Annotated in this window: 18 protein-coding genes; 7 read left to right on the top strand and 11 right to left on the bottom strand. The window is 46.0% G+C overall.

Annotated elements, in window-relative coordinates:
* Positions 1 to 25: 25 nt before the first annotated feature.
* A complete protein-coding gene (locus tag RA178_RS18375; RefSeq protein ID WP_105250172.1) occupies positions 26 to 754 on the top strand; it encodes an HDOD domain-containing protein in 729 nt (242 codons plus the stop codon).
* An 80-nt stretch (positions 755 to 834) separates the two neighbouring features.
* Here RA178_RS18375 and RA178_RS18370 read toward each other — a convergent pair whose 3' ends face one another.
* Entirely contained in the window at positions 835 to 1740 is a 906-nt protein-coding gene (locus RA178_RS18370) for a LysR family transcriptional regulator (protein WP_306683222.1), read from the bottom strand.
* Between the two features lie 200 nt (positions 1741 to 1940).
* On the opposite strand from RA178_RS18370, the gene metE reads away from it, so the two are divergent.
* Positions 1941 to 4211: a 5-methyltetrahydropteroyltriglutamate--homocysteine S-methyltransferase gene (metE, locus tag RA178_RS18365; RefSeq protein ID WP_306683220.1), complete on the top strand. Its 2271-nt coding sequence runs from the start codon at positions 1941 to 1943 to the stop codon at positions 4209 to 4211.
* 122 nt (positions 4212 to 4333) lie between these two features.
* On the opposite strand, the gene queG is transcribed toward metE, so the two are convergent.
* Positions 4334 to 5536 (bottom strand): tRNA epoxyqueuosine(34) reductase QueG, encoded by a 1203-nt coding sequence (gene queG / locus RA178_RS18360; protein ID WP_306683218.1) that lies wholly within the window; start codon positions 5534 to 5536, stop codon positions 4334 to 4336.
* 174 nt (positions 5537 to 5710) lie between these two features.
* Between queG and RA178_RS18355 the strand changes: the two genes are divergently transcribed.
* Complete coding sequence (locus RA178_RS18355; protein ID WP_306683216.1) at positions 5711 to 6508, top strand: substrate-binding periplasmic protein; 798 nt, start codon at positions 5711 to 5713, stop codon at positions 6506 to 6508.
* On the opposite strand, the gene RA178_RS18350 is transcribed toward RA178_RS18355, so the two are convergent.
* Positions 6505 to 8361, bottom strand: coding sequence for a tetratricopeptide repeat-containing diguanylate cyclase (locus tag RA178_RS18350; RefSeq protein ID WP_306683214.1), 1857 nt, complete (start codon positions 8359 to 8361; stop codon positions 6505 to 6507). The two genes, RA178_RS18355 and RA178_RS18350, sit on opposite strands and share 4 nt — an antisense overlap.
* A 220-nt stretch (positions 8362 to 8581) precedes the next feature.
* On the opposite strand from RA178_RS18350, the gene RA178_RS18345 reads away from it, so the two are divergent.
* Both RA178_RS18345 and RA178_RS18340 read left to right on the top strand, forming a co-directional pair.
* Positions 8582 to 9106 (top strand): phosphatase PAP2 family protein, encoded by a 525-nt coding sequence (locus tag RA178_RS18345; RefSeq protein WP_306683212.1) that lies wholly within the window; start codon positions 8582 to 8584, stop codon positions 9104 to 9106.
* A 31-nt stretch (positions 9107 to 9137) separates the two neighbouring features.
* Complete coding sequence (locus tag RA178_RS18340; RefSeq protein WP_105250165.1) at positions 9138 to 9572, top strand: DUF3069 domain-containing protein; 435 nt, start codon at positions 9138 to 9140, stop codon at positions 9570 to 9572.
* A 131-nt stretch (positions 9573 to 9703) separates the two neighbouring features.
* On the opposite strand, the gene RA178_RS18335 is transcribed toward RA178_RS18340, so the two are convergent.
* The 4 genes from RA178_RS18335 to RA178_RS18320 form a co-directional block, all read right to left on the bottom strand.
* On the bottom strand, positions 9704 to 11392 hold the full coding sequence (locus RA178_RS18335) for an NAD-dependent malic enzyme (protein WP_105250164.1): 1689 nt from the start codon (positions 11390 to 11392) through the stop codon (positions 9704 to 9706).
* A 269-nt stretch (positions 11393 to 11661) separates the two neighbouring features.
* Entirely contained in the window at positions 11662 to 12126 is a 465-nt protein-coding gene (locus tag RA178_RS18330; protein WP_168824742.1) for a YehS family protein, read from the bottom strand.
* A 141-nt stretch (positions 12127 to 12267) separates the two neighbouring features.
* Positions 12268 to 13542, bottom strand: coding sequence for an Nramp family divalent metal transporter (locus RA178_RS18325; protein ID WP_263171688.1), 1275 nt, complete (start codon positions 13540 to 13542; stop codon positions 12268 to 12270).
* Between the two features lie 151 nt (positions 13543 to 13693).
* The gene (locus tag RA178_RS18320; protein WP_131523745.1) at positions 13694 to 14233 is read right to left on the bottom strand and encodes a PH domain-containing protein; all 540 of its coding nucleotides are present in this window, start codon (positions 14231 to 14233) and stop codon (positions 13694 to 13696) included.
* Positions 14234 to 14475: 242 nt separating this feature from the next.
* Here RA178_RS18320 and RA178_RS18315 point away from each other — a divergent pair, with 242 nt between their 5' ends.
* On the top strand, positions 14476 to 17034 hold the full coding sequence (locus RA178_RS18315; protein ID WP_212599718.1) for a TonB-dependent receptor: 2559 nt from the start codon (positions 14476 to 14478) through the stop codon (positions 17032 to 17034).
* Between the two features lie 159 nt (positions 17035 to 17193).
* Positions 17194 to 17826 (top strand): glutathione S-transferase family protein, encoded by a 633-nt coding sequence (locus tag RA178_RS18310; RefSeq protein WP_263169418.1) that lies wholly within the window; start codon positions 17194 to 17196, stop codon positions 17824 to 17826.
* Positions 17827 to 17935: 109 nt separating this feature from the next.
* Here the strand turns inward: RA178_RS18310 and RA178_RS18305 are convergent, their stop codons facing one another.
* The 4 genes from RA178_RS18305 to RA178_RS18290 all read right to left on the bottom strand — a co-directional run bounded on the left by RA178_RS18305 (position 17936) and on the right by RA178_RS18290 (position 22133).
* The gene (locus RA178_RS18305; RefSeq protein ID WP_198571879.1) at positions 17936 to 18436 is read right to left on the bottom strand and encodes a DUF4447 family protein; all 501 of its coding nucleotides are present in this window, start codon (positions 18434 to 18436) and stop codon (positions 17936 to 17938) included.
* Between the two features lie 30 nt (positions 18437 to 18466).
* Positions 18467 to 18874 (bottom strand): SMI1/KNR4 family protein, encoded by a 408-nt coding sequence (locus RA178_RS18300; protein WP_113939053.1) that lies wholly within the window; start codon positions 18872 to 18874, stop codon positions 18467 to 18469.
* A gap of 171 nt (positions 18875 to 19045) precedes the next feature.
* Positions 19046 to 19831, bottom strand: coding sequence for a RelA/SpoT domain-containing protein (locus RA178_RS18295; RefSeq protein WP_306683204.1), 786 nt, complete (start codon positions 19829 to 19831; stop codon positions 19046 to 19048).
* A gap of 217 nt (positions 19832 to 20048) precedes the next feature.
* Positions 20049 to 22133, bottom strand: a complete 2085-nt coding sequence (locus RA178_RS18290) for a M13 family metallopeptidase (protein WP_306683203.1) — start codon at positions 22131 to 22133, stop codon at positions 20049 to 20051.
* Between the last annotated feature and the right edge of the window lie 172 nt (positions 22134 to 22305).

The following is a 22305-nucleotide window of genomic DNA, read 5'->3' as shown; positions in this document are numbered from 1 at the left end:
TTAATAAACAGGTGTAAAGTGTCTTATGACTGATCTTGAGCAACAGGTTTTTACTCAAGTTAGAGCTATCATAGCGAACGAAGAGCAAGTGATTGGCCGCCGAGGGATTCTAATTCCACTCAAAAAAGCGATCCTTGCTGAAGGCGACATTCGTAATGTGATTGACATTATCTCGAGCGATCCCGCATTGGCAGCGCACATGCTTATGCGCAGTAATTCCGCACAGGCTGCTGTAGTGGAAAATCACAAAACTCGCTCGTTGAAAGAAGCTTTGATCCGCTTAGGTCAAGTTAATATCTATCGCTACGCCTTTACGTTCTATTTAAAAGAACGCCTCGATGAACTGCCACAGCCCTATAAAAAGTTGGTCCAAGGTTATTGGAAGCTGACTGAAGATATTGCAACGGATGCGGTAGATAGCTTAGCGGATATGGAAGGTGTGGAGGTTGATGCTGACGAAGTACAAACCTTAGCTCTGTTCAGTGTGTTCGGCCAAATTATCGCACTGACTGCATTTGCCTATTTAAATGCTAATGCCGAACAGTCATTTCCTTTAAGTGTGATTAAGTCATTGATTGATAATCAACAACAGACTTTAACCATCGAAGCGTTCGAGGCGTTAGATCTCGATCAGGATCTGCGTCAAGAATTTATGATCGCCCATAATTTGCGTCAGACCCGTAATCCTAATTCATCAGGGTTGATACTGCGCCGTGTCTTGTCTATGCGTGGATTGTTGATGAATCCGCTGTAATTTGTCGATGCTATGAAATAGTCATTTGACTCAATAAAAAAGCCTGCATTCGCAGGCTTTTTTAGTCAATGTCACCCGCATTAATTCGTCTTCTGCTGGCGGGATAAACCTTCCCTCGCCACCAGTTGTAACCAATTTTGGATCAATACAGAGTTAGCACTGTGGCGGCGATAGGCACCAAATAGCGGTCGTTTCAGACCTTCTTGGCCGAGTTTCACCGTAGCGAGACTCAGTCCATGTCCTTCATTAATCGACCAACTTGGCAGTGCGGCTATGCCGTCTTTACAGGCGATGCGTTGCAATAACATCATGGTTAAATCACAGGTTTTTTGCTCGCCTGCCTCTATGCCCGCAGGTTCTAAAAAGTGGCGATAAATATCTAAACGTGTCAACGGCACTGGATAACTGATAATAGGCAAGTGTGCTAATTGCTTAGGAGTGACATAGGCTTCTTTCGCTAAAGGATGATCCTTAGCAACCACTAACTTCACTTCAAAATCAAACAAATGCTGGTAGGCGAGTGAATGCCCAGGCACAGGATCTGAGGTTAATACGATATCCAGTTCACCCATTTCTAAGGCATTGAGCGAGTCGAACAAGTGGCGGCTCGACAAGTCTAACTCGGCAGTTGGATGATCTTGCCTAAATTGCTCCATTACAGGCATTAACCAGCGAAAACAGCTATGGCACTCAATGCCGACACGCAACTGATTGGTTTCGGTTTCCAGCCCATTCTTCAAATCTGTCTCGGTTTCTAACACCTTAGGCAAAATCTCTTCGGCCAGATGCAGCAGGCGTGCACCTTCTTGGGTGAATGACAGTGGCTTACTCTTACGCACAAAAATGGGCGAGTTAATCCTTTGCTCCAACTCCTTAATCTGGTGGGAGAGGGCGGATTGAGTGACAAAACGTTTTTTGGCTGCGCCCGCCAAACTGCCGCTTTCTTTCAAGGCCATTAAGGTTCGCAGGTGTCTTAGTTCGATCATGTTCACTCCAAGTGAATTTCGCTCATGTTGTGCTTGAAATCAATTCGGTTGCTGGAATAGAGACTAACACAATAAACTTCTAGACGTCCAGACGCCCATTATTATTTATCAAGGCTGAAGTGCTGAAAAGTGCCAAGAGAAAACAATCTGGTGGGTGCAAGTGCCGAATGTGGCTTATCTCAAATAAAGGAAGATAGAGTATGCAATTAAATAGTCTTGGGTTTCCCCGTATTGGGCGTCGTCGTGAATTGAAATTTGCCTTAGAAAAATACTGGCGTGGTGAGAGCACTCAGGCACAATTACGTGAAGTGGCGAGTGAACTTCGCCACACCCATTGGCAGTGGCAAGCTGCTGCTGGCATTGAGCAAGTTCCCGTAGGTGATTTTGCCTTTTATGATCAAGTGCTGACCTTAAGCGCGACTTTAAATGCCATTCCTGAGCGTCATCGTGGTGAAGGGGCAATCGATCTCGATACTTTATTCCGCGTTGCCCGCGGCAGAGCGCCAACGGGCCAAGATGCGCCTGCCTCTGAAATGACCAAGTATTTCAATACTAACTATCACTATCTGGTACCTGAGCTCAGCCAAAACCAAGAGTTTTCGATTGCCTATGAGCAGTTCTTTGATGAAGTCAGCGAAGCGCAGTCCTTAGGTTATAAAGCAAAACCTGTGCTACTCGGCCCTGCTAGCTACTTGTACCTAGCTAAAACCGTGGGCCAAGAGTTTGATAAGTTAAGCTTATTACCCAATTTATTAACTGCTTATGTTGACATTTTGGCGCGTTTTGCTGCTCAGGGAGTGCAATGGGTACAGCTCGATGAGCCCATTCTCGCATTGGAATTGGATGGCGAATGGCAAGCGGCGATCACTGAGGCGTATCAAGCCCTCAGCACTGCGAAGGTGAAGATCCTTCTTACCAGTTATTACGGTGGTATCGCACACCATCAAGCGCTGGTATCGGCCTTACCAGTCGCGGGGTTGCATGTCGATTTAGTCACAGCGCCTGATCAATTGGCAGTCTTTGCCAATGCGCTTGGTCAAGATCAAATTTTGTCGGCGGGTGTGGTCAATGGCCGCAACGTGTGGGCGGCAGAGGCGGATTTGATTGCCGAACGCATAGGCGCGGTTGCCCGTGATCTAGGAGATCGCTTGTGGATTGGCACCTCTTGCTCACTCCTGCATAGCCCTGTGGATTTAGAGGTGGAAGCCACGCTTGAGCCCGCGCTGCGTCAACAACTCGCGTTTGCGAAGCAAAAATTACTCGAACTGGCCAATGTGCGCCAATTGCTACTGGCACCTGAATCGGCCGCGGCAAAAGAGATTGTGCAAACCTGTTTGGCACGCCGTGAGGCGAAAGCGCAGGCCGCCGACAGTCAAGTGATTGCCCGCGTTGCCGCGTTGACATCTGCCGATTATGAGCGCGTCAGTGATTTCAGCGTACGCCAAGCAGTGCAGCAGCAGAAATACCGTTTACCTCTGTTGCCGACCACCACCATTGGCTCCTTCCCACAAACACCTGCAATCCGTGGACTACGCAGTCGTTGGCGCAAGGGCGATCTGAGTGATGCACAATATACAGAGCAATTACAACAAGTCACCCGCGATACTATCGACCGCCAGCTTAAACTCGGTATCGATGTACTGGTTCATGGTGAGGCCGAGCGCAACGATATGGTGGAATACTTTGGTGAGCAGCTTGCGGGCGTTGGCTTTACCAAAAATGGTTGGGTGCAAAGTTATGGCTCACGCTGTGTTAAGCCGCCGTTGATCTATGGTGATGTCAGTCGTCCAAAGGCGATGACGGTCGATTGGGCCGAGTTTGCCCAGAGTCTCACCGACAAGCCTGTAAAAGGCATGCTGACTGGCCCGGTGACGATTCTGCATTGGTCATTCGCCCGTGAAGATATCGGCCGCGATGTGATTGCGACTCAGCTGGCGCTGGCGATTCGTGATGAAGTGGTGGATTTACAAAATGCCGGTATTGGCATTATACAAATTGATGAGCCCGCCTTCCGTGAAGGTCTGCCATTGAAACAAAGTGAGTGGCAAGCCTATTTAGATTGGGCGGTCAATGCCTTTAAACTCAGCGCTGCTGGCGTGACTGATGAGACTCAAATCCACACCCACATGTGTTACAGCGAGTTTAACGACACGATTGCCGCGATTGCCGCCATGGATGCCGATGTGATCACTATCGAGACTTCGCGTTCACGGATGGAGTTACTCAACGCCTTCGAAGATTTTGAATATCCCAATGAAATCGGCCCCGGTGTGTATGACATTCACTCGCCAAACACCCCAAGTGTGGAGGCCATGGTGCACTTAATCGAGAAAGCGGCGCAAAAAGTGCCCGTACGTCAGCTGTGGGTCAATCCAGATTGCGGCCTAAAAACCCGTACTTGGGATGAAGTCGAACCCGCATTGAAAAACATGGTCGATGCCACGCGAGAACTACGTCGCCGCCTTGGTTAATATTATGCTTGAGTGAAATATTTTTTACTGAGTTTACTGAGTTTACTGAGTTTACTGAGTTTGTTGAATTAGTAACAGCGGATGCTTATGCATCCGTTGTTGTTTATTGCTTGCCGACTAACTTAAGCATCTCGCGGTAAGCCTTTTTCGATAATCCGCACCATGCGCTCGGTTTTGCGGCGGGCTTTTTGTTGTTCAGTGGTGGTGCTTTCAGCAAGGCGCGATTGCTGGGCATCAAGCGCCCATTCAATATGCTCACGCACTATCTCATCGATATCTTCGCTGTGATTGCGGGCGTTAAGTGCGGCAATAATGCTTTGGCTTGCGGGAGCGTTACCCAGTGCTACTGCAATATTACGTAGCCAACGTTTATGTCCAATGCGGCGAATGGCGCTGCCTTCAGTTTGTTTAAGAAACTCGGCCTCGCTCCAAGCAAAAAGGCTGAGAAGGTCAGGCTGCTTTAACTGCGGACGAATATGAAAGTCAGTTTCTTCAGTCAGCGGCGCTTGGCGATTGATGGGACACGCGAGTTGGCAATCATCGCAGCCATAGATGCGATTGCCCATGAGTGGCCTAAATTCTTCGGGAATAGCGCCCTGCAGTTCAATGGTGAGATAGGAAATACAGCGTCTGCCATCGACTACATAAGGTTCTACGATTGCACCCGTTGGGCAGGAGGTAATGCAGGCGACACAAGTGTTACAGCCTTCTTGAATGGGAATATCCACTGGTAGAGGCAAATTGATCAGTAGCTCACCTAAAAAGAACCAACTGCCAGCCTCATGGTTGAGTATGAGTGAGTGTTTACCTGTCCAGCCTATACCGGCTTTTTCGGCTAAGGGGCGCTCAAGTACAGGGGCTGAGTCAACAAAGGGGCGAAAGTCAGCGGCATCGAAACCGAGAGACACTAACTCTGCACTGATTTGATCTCCGAGCTTTTTAAGTCGAGCGCGGATCAACTTGTGATAGTCGCGACCTCCGGCATAACGGGAAATATAACCTAAGTTGGGATCGGTGAGATTCGTTGCAAAGCCAGCTTCGGGTGGCAAATAGTCCATCCGTACGGAGATCACCCGCACTGTGCCCGGATGCAGTTCTTGCGGGCGAGCGCGCATCATGCCATGGGTGGCCATATAGGCCATTTCGCCATGAAAACCTTTGTCTAGCCATGCTTGAAGTTTGGCTTCTTCAGCGGTTAAATCCGTATCGCAAATGCCAACCTGCGCAAATCCGAGTGCTTTTCCCCACGTTTTAATTTGCAGAGCGAGCCGCGACAGCATGCTGGCATAGGATTGGCTTGGGGTTTGATTGGCTAAAGTTGACATGAATTGATTGCAGCGAGGCTCTTGGCTAGGTGGCAATATGATAGCAGTTTTCACTTATTGAGGACGAGTTTACTCAGAAGGGGGCATGAGGCGATATTTTCTTTGGGGTATTTGTTTATTTGCAGTTGGGATTGAGTCTATGATTAGGTCTAATGTTTATCGTTTGGTATTCGTATGCTGAGTGCGTTTCCCCTTAGGGCGTGTTTTCTTGCGATGAGCTTATTAGGCTTGATGCCTAATCTTGTTTTTGCGGCGCCTGACAAGTTGAAATTGGTGACCGAAGCTTGGCCTCCCATGAGTTACGAGCAAAATGGTGTGCCGCAAGGTTTTGCGGTGGACTTAGTCAATACCTTGCAATCAAGACTGGGTCAGAGTGAAAAAATCGATGTGTTACCTTGGGCTCGGGCGTATTCGATTGCCAATACCTCTGCGAACGTTTTACTTTTTGCTACGTCAATTAATGATGAGCGAGCTGAGCAGTTTGATTTTATCGGTCCTATTGCGACCAGCAAAATTGCATTGTACGCAAGGGCGGCAGATCCCATCTCTCTCGATCAACTTGCTGAACTTCAATCGACAGATATTGTGGGGGTTTATCGGGAATCGGCGGGTGCGCAGTTGCTACAACAAGCGGGCGTGGATAATTTGCTGGTGGCGAGTTTTCCGCAGCAATCGGCGAAACAGTTGCTGTTTTCTCGAATTCGTTTTTGGTGCCAAGCGGATCTTGCGGTAAAGCAGATACTCGAAGAGGTTGGCGCGAGTGAGACAGATATCCGCCAAGTGTTTGTGGTATCGGAGATTAATCTCTATTTAGCTTTTTCTAAAGGGACGTCGGCGGAAACCGTTATCAGTTGGCAAACAGAGCTTGAGAAAATGAAAGACTCAGGTGAATTTAGTCGTTTGTATCAGACATGGTTTGGCACTTTGCCACCGCCATTACAACATCAAGTGTTTTGGCATAAGGCCGTTTAATCCTCTCTTAAAGCCTCATTCTTGGCTGATTTCACACAATTTCTGCCCGCATTTTTAGCTTCATAAAGAGCATTATCGGCCCGCTTTAGCAAGGTGGCAAAATCTTTATCTTGATATGCATCTTCCGTATTATTTTGTGGTTCTAAAGTGGCGACACCAGCGCTAACGGTTAATTTGAGTTCTGCTGGTAAATTCTGTGCGCTAAGGCGGCTAATGTGGTTCTGCAATTGATGCGCTAGCGCTAACGCACGTGTGGCATCAGTGTTAGGCAATAGGATTAAAAACTCTTCACCACCGATGCGGCCAACGAGGTCTTTATTACCTGATAAGGCTCGGCCTGCATTTGCAATGGTCATAAGGGCGCGATCGCCTAATTCATGGCCGAAGTTATCATTGATTTTTTTGAAGTGATCCGCATCAAAAATAATCACTGAAAAAGGGCTTTGATGTTTTAAGGCTTGCTGAAAATATTTCGCGGCTTGGGCATAAATATGCCGACGATTAGGGAGTTTGGTAAGATAATCCGTGAGGGCAATAACTTGCAGTTGGCGATTTCTATGTACTTGTTTATAAGCGAATATAGACACTATCGTCAGGATAAAGCCCGCTAGTAATAGGATAATGTGTTGCAGTGATTTGTTCTTTTCGAGTAGCGCGAGCTCTTGTTCTTTAAGGTTTTGGTTTTCAATCAAGCGTTGATTTTCAGATTCAATCCGACTGGTATCAAACTTGACCTTTAATTCTGTCGTATGATGGGAGAGAGAATTACCATCGACTTTTTTTGTTAGGGTAACAAATTCTTGCAGCGCTTCGTAGGCGGCAGATAAATCATTCATCGCCACATATATGTTACTTTTAAGCTGCAGCAGTTGAGTGAGTCCCCGATTATTCTGCAGAGTGCGAAAGGCTTTTTCCCCTTGCTCAAGTTCGGTAAGCGCCTCTTTATAGCGAGCTTGTTGAAACTTTATATCGGCCATAAATAGCTTCATGAAGCTGTAATCGGTCAGATCTTTTTCATTAATAACAGTATCGGCTTCGATTAAATACTTTTCGGCTTCGTTTAGACGATTGAGTTTGATTAAGCTGTAGGCAATATTCGTTGCCATAGTTGCTGCCACTTTTTCCTGCTGATGTTCCTTGAAGTATTGATAACTTACTAAGAAATTATCTACGGCCTGTTGATGTTCACCGAGTTCATCTAAGGCAAGGCCAATGTCCGAGTTGACATACATTGCCTGTTCTTGGTTATTGTTTTTTAGATAGAGAGCTTTGAGTTTGGTGTAATAGCGGATTGCACTTTGGGGATCGCCATAACGTCTAAAACTGGTAGCAACATCGGCAAGGTTAATGTTAGCCCAACCGCTTAAATTGAGTGATTCATAGAGATCTTGCGCTGTGACGAGATCGTCTAATGCCGCAGAAAAATCGCCAATATAAGAGTAAAGTGCGCCGCGAATGCTGCGCGAGTCGGCGATTAGCTTAAGGTCTTCATGCTCATAGGCACGTTTAACACTGAGATTATAGCCTTCCATCGCGCCATCCATGTCACCACTTAATTGCAGAAACCAAGAGCGGCAGAGCGTGAGGTCGGTAATGAAATGGGGGGAGGCGGTTGGCAGAATATTGCTCAGTGCTTGGTTAGTATTTTTAAGTGCCAGTGCAATAGCGGTGTCGTTTTCTGTATTCTGATCCCAGCATTTAAGCAGTTGCAGCTTTTCATGACGGGTGACATCGTCAGTCGAAATTAGTTTGCTTAATAACACTAGATTGCTTTCGATTTCTTCACGGGTCATAGGGACGCCGCTTTCAAATCTTGCAAATATTTTATCAACCTGAGTCTTTTCTTCTGCCATAGCGTTGCTAAGCGGCAGTAGAAGCAGCAATAAGGAGAATGATAAATACCTAAGTTGATGTAGCAAAAAAGATTCCTGTTCGAATTAAAATCAATAGCTAATTATTAGCTTAGCATAACTTGTTTGCTCATTTTTAATATAGATGTATAGCAATTTTGCATTCGGTTAATGATCAAGGTATAAACTCCGCCTTGGTTATTATCCCACAAAGGAATCACCCTTGAAGAAATTACTCTGTGCCGCATTATTCATGATGAGTGGCACTAGCTGGGCAGGCTCAGATTTAGAAACCTCTGGCGATGTATTGCATTTATTATTACCCGCTACTGCGATGGGCGCGACCTTGTTTTATGAAGAGGGTTATGACGGTAGTTGGCAGTTAATTCAGGCAGCGGTGTCGAGTCGGTTAATTGTTGAAGGTCTTAAGTATGGTGTGAGTAAAGACAGGCCTGACGATAGTGGCGATGATTCGTTTCCATCGGGTCATACCTCAGACAGCTTTATGGCGGCGACGTTTATTCAGCAGCGCTATGGTTGGCAATATGGTTTACCTGCCTATGTTGCTGCATCTTATGTTGGCTACACTCGAGTGGCGAGCGACCAGCATTACCTCGAGGATGTGTTAGCTGGCGCGGCGATTGGAGCGATGGCGGGTTGGTATTTTACTCAACCCTATGAGGGGATTACAGTTACGCCGATTGCGGGTAACGGCGTTTATGGTTTATATGTGAGTGGCCAGTTTTAAGTCTATTTTTAGGATGCGAATCGAGATTTTTATGAGCGAATTATCAGCTGTTTACCGCGAAACTGCCGAGCAGATTTCTTACAATGTTGCGAATAAAGTGTTACCAATGGCTAAATTACCGGGTGACTTATTAGCAGCGTACCAAGGTTTGTGTGCCGAACTGTTGGAAGACAGGGAAGGTAAATTTAGCCAAGCTTGGGCATCTTTACCTGCCAGTGCGCGTAATCTAATGGAACAAGCCGCATTCCACGGTTTCTATATTGCTAATGCTTGGTTGCAATTGAGTCGTGTCGCCCAAGAAATTTCTGAGCAAGCCGATACCGATAGTGCAATCCAAGAGCAAGAATATAATGGCATTTTTACGCGCTTAGCCGATGAATCGCTCAAAGAAAGCCTACGTAAGTTGAAGAAAGCGCGTACTGATCGCGCTTTGCTTAATAGCTTTAAACAGGTGATGGCGCCTTAGTTTTTATTGAAATCAGCACAGAGTCAGAAAATTAAAAAGCCCGTTACTGCAAAGTAACGGGCTTTTTGCTGGCTAGCACAAACGCTCAACTAAGCTGCTTTACTGCGACTTGGGTCGCGGCAACGCTATGCTTAGAACGAAGTGCGTTTGTAGCGGCGATATTCTGGACTCCAGAAATTGCCTTCAATCGACTGCTGTAAGATCTCATCGCTCATTGGCAGCGTTAATCCTTGTTCAACTGCGACTTTACCTACGGCGAAAGCAATATGCTTACTCACCGCATGGATATCTTCGAGTTTAGGCAGTAGTGGACCTGTACCATCGATTGCCAGTGGCGAACATTCGGCAAGTGCGCGACTTGAAGCCATCAGCATGGCATCGGATACATGACGTGCGCCCGAAGCTAATACGCCTAAGCCAATACCTGGGAAGATAAAGCTGTTGTTGCACTGGGCAATTTCATAGGTTTCACCATCGACAACCACAGGCTCGAATGGGCTGCCCGTAGCGACGAGTGCTTGACCTGAGGTCCAATGCAAAATGTCCTTCGGTGTCGCTTCTACGCGGCTGGTGGGGTTCGACATAGGGAAAATAATCGGGCGAGCACAATGGCTGTGCATAGCACGGATGATTTCTTCGGTGAAGAGTCCTGGAACGCCAGATACCCCAATCAGCACTGTCGGCTTGGCGTTGTTAACCACATCGAGCAGTGAAATATTGTCGCTGAAATTGCTCCAATTTTGGATGTTGGTGCATTTTTGCGCCAATTTTTGCTGGAATGGCAACAGGTTAGGCATGTTGTCTAGCAATAAGCCCCAACGGTCAACCATACACACTTGAGTGCGAGCTTGCTCGTCGCTGATCCCTTCAGATACCATTTGTGCCACGATAGCTTCGGCAATACCGCAACCGGCACTACCAGCACCGAGGAAGGCGATACGTTGTTGATTCAATTCAGTGCCCGCAGCCTTACACGCGGCGAGCAAGCAACCAACGGCAACCGCAGCAGTGCCTTGAATATCATCGTTAAAGCAGCAATAGCGATCCTTATAACGCTCTAGGATCGGCATGGCATTCTTTTGGGCAAAGTCTTCGAACTGGATCAAAGTATCCGGCCAACGCACGTGGACGGCTTGCATAAAGGCTTCGATAAACTCGGCATATTCTTCGCCACCGATGCGTGGATGGCGCCACCCCATATACATAGGATCTTCTAACAACTGCGGATTATCTGTGCCTACGTCTAAGGTAATAGGCAGGGTATAAGCTGGACTGATACCGCCACAGCTAGTGTAGAGTGACAGCTTACCGATAGGGATCCCCATGCCGCCAATACCTTGATCGCCAAGGCCTAAAATACGTTCACCATCAGTGACTACGATAATTTTAACTTTTTGACGAGTCGAGTTATTGAGGATGTCATCGATCCTATCTTTGTTTGGATAGGAGATAAACAAACCACGGTTGCGGCGATAGTTTTTCGAGAAACGTTCACAAGCTAAACCTACCGTCGGCGTATAGATGATGGGCATCATCTCGCTGATGTTATTTTGCACTAAACGATAAAATAAGGTCTCGTTTGTGTCTTGAATATTACGTAGGTAAATATGCTTGTCTAAGTCGTTATTGAAACTTCTAAATTGATCGTAGGCGCGAGAAGCCTGTTCCTCAATTGTTTCAATGGCATAGGGGACTAAGCCTTCGAGGTTAAAGAAAATACGCTCTTCTTCAGAAAATGCACTGCCCTTGTTAATCAGTGGGGCTTCAAGAATGGCAGGTCCTGCAAACGGAAGATAGAGGGGGCGTTTATTATCGTCCATGGGTAACCTTTTGAGTTATTGTTTAAGTGGTCAATACGTGCTGTAAGTCACGTAAGGTTATCATGAAATGTGATCTTTGTTGTCCGTGGAACGAGGTATTTGTGGTTTTTTTTGCAGCAGTAAAAAAGTCAGCTGTTTTAAACAGGATTTCTGAGGTTGTTGAGATGGAATTGTTAAGGTCTTGTTTATATCCAAACAAGCTCAGGTGTAGATAAAAACGGATATAAAAAAACGCAGCCTAAGCTGCGTTTTATGTCATAAGTTTAGCGTTATACGCCGCGATACTTAAGTGATAAGCCGCGGATAAAGTTACGCAGTATTTGATCGCCACACTCTTTAAAATTCTTGTGGTCTGGATTGCGGAACAGGGCGCTTAGCTCTGATTTTGACATTTGCACTTCGGCTAAAGCCAAAGCTGCTACTATGTCTTCTTCACGCATTTCGAGGGCAACTCTCAGCTTTTTAAAGATGAGGTTGTTGTTTAAACGTGAAACGGGCGCTGGAATTTCTGCACCTTCACGTAGACCACGCTTCTCTATGATAAGACCATCTAAAAACTGACATAAGGTCGTGTCGTTACAAGCTTTATAACCTTCTTCCTCTTCTTTACGTAGAAGATCAATCATCTCTTCGACAGGCACTTCTCTTCCAGCTTTAGCAAAAATTTTAATCATTTTTGCATTGCTAAAATCAAACACGAAGCGCAAACGGCGCAAAATATCATTATTAATCATGGTCATCTCTTGGCGCGGCTGCGCTATCTGGTTTAAGAGCCCGCATTATATACCCAAACCACCTTAATTGCAGAATTCAGCGGGAATTTAATGGCAGTTAGTTAAGGCCATTTATTGCTCCGGCATAAACATTCTGGGCAATTAACCTTTAATGATGTTGTACCAATAGATAAACAGTGCCGCGAAAATCAGTAGATAAATCAGGCCAAACCAAGAGAGTAGTTTCATCTTAGCGCCGTATCTATCGGCCTCGGGGAGCTGTTTGCTGGTCATTAAGCGGTAATTTAACCAAGCAAAAATGACTGTGGTCATAAAGGCCAAGATCATCACAAACTCGAGTAACGGTAAGAGTGCACCTTTAAAGAAGAGGAGCAGCAATAAGCCAAAGGCACTGATGGCGAGCATGATCCCTGTGAGACGTTTGTCTGAACTGGCCTTTGAGGTGAGTAACTGCCAGCCCATATCTAAGGTACGGCTATAGCCATCAATCACTGTAACTGTTGTGCTGAAAATACACAGAAATGCCACAATACCAATAAGATAACGACTCTCGCCGCCCATCACTTGGCTGTAAAGATTAATCAATTGATTAGCAAACTGCGCGCCGGAATCTGAAAAGTGTTCGCCACTGCCGTGCATCACTAAAGCGCCCAAGGACAAAAACACGATCGCGAGGATCGCAGTGATGATGTAGCCTAAGTTAAAGTCGAGCAGTGCCTGCGCTTTCGTGACCGTCTGGCTTTTTTGTTTTTCGAGCAACCAGAGAGAATTCCAAGCGCTGACTTCAATCGGTGCTGGCATCCAACCCATCATGGCGACCAAAAATCCCACATGGGCCCATTGCCAAGGTGAAGGAGAGACAAAATTGCTCGCTAATGGTTGAGCGTGATCCCAAGCCAAGGCCACGGCAATTAAGGTGGTTAAGGTTAGGGCGAACATGATGATCTTAGTGAGTCTATCAAGCAGTTGATAATGGCCTAAAATCAGTAAAGCCAATGAACTCAGCAATACCAGTAGGGCTAACCAATCGATGGGGAGCGGAATAAATTGGGTCAACATAGCGGCGGTTAACATGCACACCCCTGCTGTACTGGCAATGGCGGCGATCACATTGAGCCCAGTAAACAGCAGTAAGTAACCTCGGCCCTGTTTTTGGTAGCCGTGCAGTAGACTCTCCCCTGTGGCAGCTGTGTAGCGTGCGCCAGCTGCAAAGAAGGGATACTTAAGTAAATTTACCCCAAGAATAACCCAAGCCAGTTGCCAACCAAATTCGGCGCCCGCCCGAGTCGAGGCGACTAAATGGGATGCGCCAATCGCCGCGGCAGCCATAAGAACACCTGGGCCCATGGCTTTAATGCCGAGAGTTAGGTGTGTCATCCAAGAGGATGAAGGAGAAGTTACTGAAGATTCTGTCATGTCGTTATTAAAAATGCCTGTTGAAAATTAATCTGGGGAATCGAATAAGCCCTCATGCTAAGGCTGCGCTCATGTTAAAGCCGCGCTAACGCTAAGTGAGTGGCTCAACATTAAAGGTAAAGTGATTGAACTAAAAGTCGTTTTATTCAATTTATCTGTTTAATTTTTGGCTGAGTAAAGTTTCAATGCGTTTTAAGCTTGCAGCCATTTCGACTACGATTTGTAATAGCGTATTATCTGGCTGTGCCGATGGGATTGTTGGGTGCAAGGGTTGGGTAAGCCGTTCTTTTTGTTCTAATACGCGGGCTCTAAATCGAGGCGCATCGACTATGCCGACTAAGCTTATCAATGCGCCTGCGCCCGATTGCCCTGCGGTTTCTACCGTGAGTTTATGCAGACCAAATAGGCGCATAATTGGGCCTTGGATCAATGCCATATCGGTAATTTTGTCCAAAGGCACTGTGTTTTCAGTACGAGTTAATATGCCCCTCCTGACAATAAGTTTATTGCTGGTGAGCTCGGCACTCATATTGCGAATATAGCGGCGAGTCCCCCACAGCCCGATTGGAAACCAAAGCAATAACAAGGGAATACCTATTATGCTTAGACTGAAATAGGCGGCTCCTGAGAGTAACCAATACAGACCTAAATGGGTTTCAAACTCTGCTTGATAAATAATCTTGTCTTCCATCTTTCTTCCTTAAATTTTGATATTCAAATACTGCGACTTGTCTTGTAGGTTGAATCTTTAGTGCCTAGACCTACTTTGATTCTCGTATGAGGAAAATACACCGTCTCAAATGTAACAAAATTTTAACTTTTATTTCTCTGCCATTGACTTTGGTTTGTAACTCATTACCTTGTATGTTGTTAATTTAGGGTTTTCTTATTGTTAAAATAATTTTAATGAGATAAATAAAACAAGGGAAATGTATGAACAGACCTCAGATTCTACCCAGTGCTTGTGCAATCGCAATTGCTATGGCATGTACGCCAACAGTGGCCCATGCTGCCGATAAAGGTGCAGAAAAAGTTGAACGTATTGAAGTAACGGGTTCCCGTATTAAACGTACCGATATTGAAGGCCCTTCCCCTATTCAATCGATCAGTAAAGACGATATTGCCAATATGGGATTTGATAACCTGCAGCAATTACTTGAACGCATGCCTGCCAATGGTGCTGGCGCGTTTTCTACCCGAGGTAACAGCCAAGATTCAACCGCCAACGGCGGCGCATCTATCAGTCTACGTGGTTTAGGCCCAGACGCGACCTTAGTGTTAATTAATGGTCGTCGTGTTGCGGCGAGTGCTTTTGCCGAAGGTATCACTAATTCCTTTGTTGATATCAATAATATTCCGGTATCAGCTATTGAACGTATCGACATACTGAAGGACGGTGCATCGGCTATTTATGGTTCTGATGCGATCGCGGGTGTGGTTAACATAGTTCTGAAAAAAGACATTGAAGGCATTGAGGTCAATCTTGGCTACGGTGATGCTTCAGGCACTGGCTACGATGAAACTACTGCGAATATGGTGTGGGGGATGAAGTCCGATAAGGGCAGTGCCTCTATCATTCTCGACTATTTTAAAAATGATACTTTAGCGGCAACGGATTTAGGCCGTTTTGGAACTGCAGATCAGAGTCCTTACGGCGGTGAAGATTCGCGTTCTTCCCGTGGTTTTCCTGGGTATTTTTATGTGGATGGGGTGCCGACAGTTGACCCAGCTTGCCCTGCCGATCGCAATATAGACGGTGAAGTTTGTGTCTTTGATTATGGTCCGTATAACCTTGTTGTGCCTGCTGCTGAACGTGTGGGTGCTATTGGTCAATTCGAATATCACTTTAATGATGATTTAACCGCTTTCCTCGAGTTAGCTGCCCAGCACAACACATCGGAAGCGGGCGGTGCGCCGACGCCACTTGATGAGAAAGCTGGCTTAACCGTACCTGGAACTCATCCAAATAACCCGTGGGGGAAAGATATTGAAATCGGTCGTTTCCGCACCGTTGATGCGGGTGCGCGTCGTTGGGATATTGAATCTGATACTCTACGTTTAGTCGCAGGTTTACGCGGTGTAGTTAAAGACTGGGACTGGGAAGCTACGGTGCAAAAGGGGCGCAGTGAGTCAACTCAAACGGGTGACCGCAGCCAAGGTTGGGTAAGAACAGATTATTTGCAACGTGAAATTGATGCGGGTCGTTACAATCCTTTCGGTGGCACCATGAACTCCCAAGATGTCATTGATGATATTACCACCAGTCTAGTGCGCCAAGGTCTGTCAACCATGACTTCCTATGCGGCGAATATCTCAGGTCAAGCATTTACCCTTGCTGATCGCGATATCATGATGGCGGCTGGAGTTGAATATCGTGAAGAAGCCATCAGCGACGAGCCGGATGAGCAATTTCAACGTGGATTGATTTTTGGTACCGAAGCTGTGTCAGCTAAGGGCGATCGCGATCAATGGGCGGCGTATACTGAATTTTCCATCCCTGTAACGGATAACTTCGAGCTGCAACTTGCGGGTCGATATGATCACTACAGTGATTTTGGTTCAACCACTAATCCTAAGATTGCTTTCCAATGGGGTATTAGTGATGAGATAACGGCGCGTGCCTCTTGGTCTACTGGGTTCCGTGCGCCTTCATTAGCGCAAATTGGTTTGGGTCCATCTGAAGAAAGTAGCTTCCTAATTGATAAATATCGCTGCGCAGCCGACGGTCAAGGTTGTACCTTGTCTGATGAAACGACTGAGTTTGCAGGTAACCCAAAGTTAAAGGCTGAGGAGTCAGAGACTTGGAATATCGGCATGATATGGGCGCCAAGCCAGAAGTTCGATATTGGTTTCGATATCTACAGCATCACTCAAGATAATAAGATTGATAAGTTGTTACTGCAGGATATTTATGACGCTAATTGTAACGATCAGAACAGCACTGTGTGTGTGCGCCTAGCACCTCAAGCTGGTCAAACATTTGGCGCACTAGATGTGATCCGCTCAAGCTTTGTTAACTTAGGTTCGCAAGAAGTTCAGGGTATGGATGTGTCGACCCATTATGGATTCGAACTCGATAGTTATGGCGACCTTAAGTTCGGTCTTGAATGGAGTTATCTGCATAACTTTGAAAAAGATGATACTCATCAAGTGGTCGATTATACCGGAGAGTATAAGTATCCGAAGAATCGTTGGTTAGCGACAACCAACTGGACTATGGATAACTTTGCCGCCAATTTAAATTTGAGTTATATCGGTGAGTTTGAAGATTTCAACAAAACTCGTACAATTGATGCTCAAATTTTAGTCGACATGTCAGGTACTTATCGCTTCAATGAGATGTTCAAGCTGACACTAGGCGTGAACAACGTATTTGACGAAGAACCACCATTCGCTATCGGTGATGGTGATACCGACCTCTACGGTTACGTGACATCAGTACATAATCCAATGGGTCGCTACATTTACACTAAACTCTCAATGAACTTCTAATATTAAGCCTACGAGTTTTATAGCTCAGTGCTTTATATCAAAGTGTAGTGAAATCGAAACGGCGCATTAAGCGCCGTTTTTTATGGGCAGATTTGCACTAACGCAAACTCAGTGTATCTTCGTTAGGACACGAATTAACCGGACTAAAAGGACGTTGCAATGATCACTTTATATGGCACACCGCGCAGTCGCGCATTAAGAGTTGCTTGGGTGTTGGAAGAGTTGGGTGTTGATTGGGATTTTTCTTTTGTGGATATGACTAAAGGTGCGCATCGCAGCGCGGCATTTTTAGCGATAAATCCCTGCGGTAAAGTGCCTGTGTTAACTGATGAAGAGTTAGTGTTATCCGAATCTGCGGCGATTTGCCTTTATCTAGCAGAAAAGTATGGCGAGGGTAAGTTGTTGCCACCCGCGGGGAGTAACGCATCGGGTTTGCACCATCAATGGGTGAGCTTCATCATTACTGAGCTTGAGCAGCCGCTTTGGACTATGGGTAAGCATAAGTTTGCTTTACCGGAGGAGCAGCGTCATCCGCAGATCATGCCTTGTGCGGTATGGGAGTTTGATAAGGCGGTTGCATTGGCCGAAGCCATGTTGCCTGAAAGTGATTTTTTGCTCGGTGATGACGTTTCGGTGGCGGATATTTTACTGGCCCATACCTTAATGTGGGGCACATTGTTCGAACAAGCCATTCCACCTAAACTCGCCGCTTATCGCGATAGGTTGTCTGCGCTGCCGTCGCGTCAATCGGCTTTACAGAAGATGGATGCTGTGGTGGCCGCTAAGGGCTAATCATTCTAAGTCGCTGATTATCTGAAATCATTATGAGAATATAAAAAGGGCAGATAGTGATATCTGCCCTTACTGTTAACGCGAGTACTAAGCTTCTGGATTTGCACGCTTATAGCTGAGTCGCAGCCCACTTTGCGCGACTTTCGCGGCTTTCACTCATTTTGGTCGGTTCACGGAAGGCTTTGTAGGCCTCCACATCGAGAGCCACTAGGCTGACGTCGACTTCTAGGACCAGTTTGCACTCTTTCTTAATGCGCCAAGCGGCCGTGTTGTACAGCTCAGTAAAAGGCAATGAACTTAAGAATTCGGGGTTGTATTGTGTGTAAACCGCTTGAGTGGGGTAGACCACGAAGGCTAAGTGACGTTTAGGTTCTTTCTTAAATAGTTCTTCGATACCATCGCAGGTGTTGAGCACTTGCATCTCAATGATGTCATCAATATCAAGCAGTTTCTTTTGCGCCAGCTCAGGTGCCAGTTGTTCACCGCTTTCCCAGGCGAGTACATCGGCTTCGCTATGGTTAGTCAGAGCACCAACTTGAGCCGCGCTTAAGCTGAGTGACTGGCGTAAGTAGCTCATTTCGATGGCATTCAAGCCAATGTTCTTAGACATAATCGTGTTCTCAATGCAATAAAAGTAAAATTAGTATTTGATCTTTAACCAGATTTCTTCAACCCATTCCCAAAACGACTCCCAATAGATATCGGTAAAGTCGCCGTTTTTCCAGAAATGTACTTGACCATCTTGGTCGATACAGTAAAAAGCATCACCTTGCTGACAAATGGCAATCATGTCCCTTGGCATACCGATGGACCACGCATAGCAAGTCACTTCGGGCAGGTAGGTGTGCGAGTAGGGATCCGATGCTGTTACTGGCTCTATCGTGCCGTAAATCACATCACTGGCATACAACAGGTATTCTTTTAGCTCCCTTGGCAATGAAATCAGGATTTGCTCTTCGACTTCGACGAGCTGCTCAAATGTGGGTAATTCGAGTGGTACAGGAACAGTTTCGCTGCGTTCTTGGAGTTGCTCAATAATGTCGTGCATGGCATTTCCTGCTGATAGGGCTATGGCGCGGGATTATATACTCAAATGGCACTTTGATGCGAGAGAGTGCTTTTTTACACCTTATTAAGATGATGTTTCAGGCGTTGTAAAATATAAAAAAAGGCGCTGGTACCTTTACAGATAACCAGCGCAAGAGTGGAAGCTTTTTAGTTAAGCGACTGAGGCTCTTAATAAACTGGCTTCATCAACCCGTTTATAGTTAAGCCATGCCTTGTGGTACAACTTATGTGATTCTTGACGTAATTGGGCAATCTGCGCGAGTTCAAACTCACTTAGTGAACGTTGTTGTTTACGAGCATTGGCCTCAATCCTCTGTACTTTTTCATATACCTTATGTTCAGGACCATTTTTGATATCAGCGATATCCTGTAGGTGTAATTGCACTTCAGCAATCATGCCTGATTGGGGTAAGCGTACCAGTAGATTGAGATCGCGATAGCCGGAGGCTTTAGGTTCAGCAAAGCGGTTTTTTTGTTTCACAACTTGGGTGTGCTCATTCAAAGTTTGGTAGGCCTGCATCAGAGCTTGAATGCTGTCGGTCACAATACTTGCCCTTGCAAGGTCGGTAATTTGGCTGGCATCACCGTTAAATTTTGTGGCCACTTTATCGGCTGCTCTTTGGTAACTCTTTACTGGCGGAACAATCACTTGTGCCTGTGAATAATGGGCAATCTTGGTGAGTAATTGGGCGAGTTCAGCTTGTGCATCATAGGCTTGGTGATGGAGCACGGATAAGTCATTCGAGGATTGATGAGGCGCATCGAAGGTCTGACTGCTGAGTGCATATAGACCTTGTAGGTCATGGCTTGATGCCTGTCTTGCACTGTAATTACCACGTTCTGCTTTACTGTCACTGATGTCGAGAGGATTTGCTACACCAGCGCGGCTCGATAATAAGAGTAGAAAAATAAAAAAGGTACGAAATAACTTAGTCATGCGGCCTACTTCCTTATGGGTGAGTTATTCAGGTCACGCACCCACCATAGGCTTCTATTGCTTAATTAAAGCTGAACCAACCATGAAGACTTGTTCATCTTGCGCATGGGTTCACATTCATAACTCAGTGGTTTAAGGAAATAAAAATGGCGCCACCTTTAACAGTGAGCGCCATTGTTGGCCAGCTTATGCCGCTGAACAGTGATTTAAATTTGGCTTACCAAATTTTTACGCGTTTCTCTGGTGCGATATACATGGCATCGCCAGGTTTTACATCATATGTAGTGTAGAACTCAGGCATGTTAGATAGTGCACCCAGTGCGCGGAATTCCGCAGGTGAGTGTGGATCGGTCGCTACGCGGTTACGCATGGCTTCTTCTTTAGCTTTTGCGCGCCAAATTTGCGTGAAGCCGATGAAGAAACGTTGATCGCCCGTTAAGCCATCGATAACGGGTGCATCTTTACCGTTAAGCGATTTCTTATAAGCACGATAAGCGATAGTCACACCTGACAAGTCACCAATGTTTTCGCCTAAGGTTAAGCTGCCGTTGACATGCAGATCATCAAACACTGCGTAACCATCGTACTGTGCGATTAGCGCTTTGCCGCGAGCAGAGAACTCTTTCAAGTCTTGCTCTGTCCACCAATCACGCATGTTGCCTTCGCCATCGAATTTAGCGCCTTGGTCGTCAAAACCATGGCCCATTTCGTGGCCGATTACCGCACCAATACCACCGTAGTTGACTGCATCGTCAGCTGCCAAATTGAAGAATGGTGGTTGCAGAATAGCTGCAGGGAACACGATTTCATTCATGGTTGGGTTGTAGTAAGCGTTAACCGTTTGTGGCGTCATGTGCCATTCGTCTTTATCGATTGGCGCGCCCAGTTTGGCTAGTGATTTAGCATGTTCAACTTCGCTGGCACGCATAGCGTTACCGACTAAGTCGTCTGCCTTGATGGTCAGCTTACTGTAATCTTCCCATTTGTTCGGGTAACCGATTTTCGGGTTGAATTTTGCTAATTTATCCGCCGCAGCCACTTTAGTGCTGTCGCTCATCCAAGTTAATTCTTTGATGCTGTCGCCGTAAGCACCACGCAGGTTTTCAACCAGTGCTTGCATACGGTCTTTGGCTTCTGGAGTGAAGTGACGTTTGACATACACTTTACCCACAACTTCACCAAGAACGCCATTGACGGCTGCAACGCCACGCTTCCAACGAGGTTCTTGTTCTTCTTGACCATTTAAGGTTTTAGAGAAGAAAGCGAAGTTTTCATTGTCTAACGCTTCACTTAGATTGCTCGCCGCGTGCGTCAGCACTTGCCATTGCATATAGGTTTTCCAAGTGGCTAACTCAGTCGTTTTTAAAACTTCGTTTAACCCTTGGATATAGCTAGGTTGGTTAACTATGATATCGGTTTGCTTGTCAGCGCCAAGAGCGGCTAAGTAGCCTGCCCAATCGATATCCGGTGCCAGTGTTGGCAGATCTTTGACTTGATATAGATTGTAGGTCTTAGTGCTGTCGCGGTTTTCAACCACATCCCAGTGCTTGGCAGCAATGGCCGTTTCTAAGGCTAAAATAGCTTCAGCACTGGCTTTAGGGTTAGCAAGACCCGCAAGGGTAAACATTTTTTCGATATGGGCGACATATGCCTTACGGATATTAACGAAGCGTTCTGATTCGTTAAAGTAGTAGTCTTTCTCTGGCAGGCTTAGGCCATATTGATAGAGATGCGTTGCGTAACGGCTAGAGTTTTTCGCATCGATATCGATATAAAATGCTATTGGGGTACCCGCGCCAGCGATTTGGCTGTGGGCGAAGTACTTCACTAATTCATTCTTATCTTTTAAGGCATTAATAGCATCAAATTCGCCTTGGATTGGTGTGACTCCCAGTTTATTGAGTGTCTCAGTATCCATAAATGAACGATATAAATCGGCCACTTTTTGCTCATCTGTACCAACGGCGAGTTTGGGTGTTGCAGCCACTTCTTCGATAATGGCTTTTACGTCGTCACGTGATTTTTCACGTAAATCGTAGAAAGCGCCAATGCTAGTGCGATCAGCTGGGATCTCAGTGTTTTTTAGCCAAGTGCCGTTAACGTATTTATAGAAATCGTCTTGTGGACGAATCGCTTTATCAAAATTAGCAAATTCAATTCCAGAACCTAGTGCTTGAGTCACTGCCGCTGCGGTGGCTGTTTTAGCAGTTTCAGGTGCTTTAACTTCGGCAGCCTTGTCATTACAGGCAGTCAGGCCTGCGATAAGTGAGGCACACAGTCCCCCAATGAGTACTTTTCTCATGTTGTTTCCTTCGAGTTTATTATTCTGCCCATTATTTGGGGCTGTTATTTTGGCAAAATGGGATTGCTTCAGGCGCAATGAACTATGTTAATGCCTTACTAGGAATCGAAACAAGGTCATTACAGTGTTTATCGTGGATTTATCTTGAGTGATATGTAACTAAAGGTTACCA

The organism is Shewanella oncorhynchi, from assembly GCF_030848765.1.
GTDB lineage: Bacteria > Pseudomonadota > Gammaproteobacteria > Enterobacterales > Shewanellaceae > Shewanella > Shewanella oncorhynchi.
The sequence above is the reverse complement of the archived record's forward strand: the minus strand, read 5'-3'. Positions and strand labels throughout refer to the sequence as shown.

Coding starts and splice junctions, on each gene's coding strand:
- RA178_RS18375 (WP_105250172.1), top strand. CDS start 26: ATGACTGATCTTGAGCAACAGGTTTTTACTCAAGTTAGAGCTATCATA.
- RA178_RS18370 (WP_306683222.1), bottom strand. CDS start 1,740: ATGATCGAACTAAGACACCTGCGAACCTTAATGGCCTTGAAAGAAAGC.
- metE (WP_306683220.1), top strand. CDS start 1,941: ATGCAATTAAATAGTCTTGGGTTTCCCCGTATTGGGCGTCGTCGTGAA.
- queG (WP_306683218.1), bottom strand. CDS start 5,536: ATGTCAACTTTAGCCAATCAAACCCCAAGCCAATCCTATGCCAGCATG.
- RA178_RS18355 (WP_306683216.1), top strand. CDS start 5,711: ATGCTGAGTGCGTTTCCCCTTAGGGCGTGTTTTCTTGCGATGAGCTTA.
- RA178_RS18350 (WP_306683214.1), bottom strand. CDS start 8,361: ATGGCAGAAGAAAAGACTCAGGTTGATAAAATATTTGCAAGATTTGAA.
- RA178_RS18340 (WP_105250165.1), top strand. CDS start 9,138: ATGAGCGAATTATCAGCTGTTTACCGCGAAACTGCCGAGCAGATTTCT.
- RA178_RS18335 (WP_105250164.1), bottom strand. CDS start 11,392: ATGGACGATAATAAACGCCCCCTCTATCTTCCGTTTGCAGGACCTGCC.
- RA178_RS18330 (WP_168824742.1), bottom strand. CDS start 12,126: ATGATTAATAATGATATTTTGCGCCGTTTGCGCTTCGTGTTTGATTTT.
- RA178_RS18325 (WP_263171688.1), bottom strand. CDS start 13,542: ATGACAGAATCTTCAGTAACTTCTCCTTCATCCTCTTGGATGACACAC.
- RA178_RS18320 (WP_131523745.1), bottom strand. CDS start 14,233: ATGGAAGACAAGATTATTTATCAAGCAGAGTTTGAAACCCATTTAGGT.
- RA178_RS18315 (WP_212599718.1), top strand. CDS start 14,476: ATGAACAGACCTCAGATTCTACCCAGTGCTTGTGCAATCGCAATTGCT.
- RA178_RS18310 (WP_263169418.1), top strand. CDS start 17,194: ATGATCACTTTATATGGCACACCGCGCAGTCGCGCATTAAGAGTTGCT.
- RA178_RS18305 (WP_198571879.1), bottom strand. CDS start 18,436: ATGTCTAAGAACATTGGCTTGAATGCCATCGAAATGAGCTACTTACGC.
- RA178_RS18300 (WP_113939053.1), bottom strand. CDS start 18,874: ATGCACGACATTATTGAGCAACTCCAAGAACGCAGCGAAACTGTTCCT.
- RA178_RS18295 (WP_306683204.1), bottom strand. CDS start 19,831: ATGACTAAGTTATTTCGTACCTTTTTTATTTTTCTACTCTTATTATCG.
- RA178_RS18290 (WP_306683203.1), bottom strand. CDS start 22,133: ATGAGAAAAGTACTCATTGGGGGACTGTGTGCCTCACTTATCGCAGGC.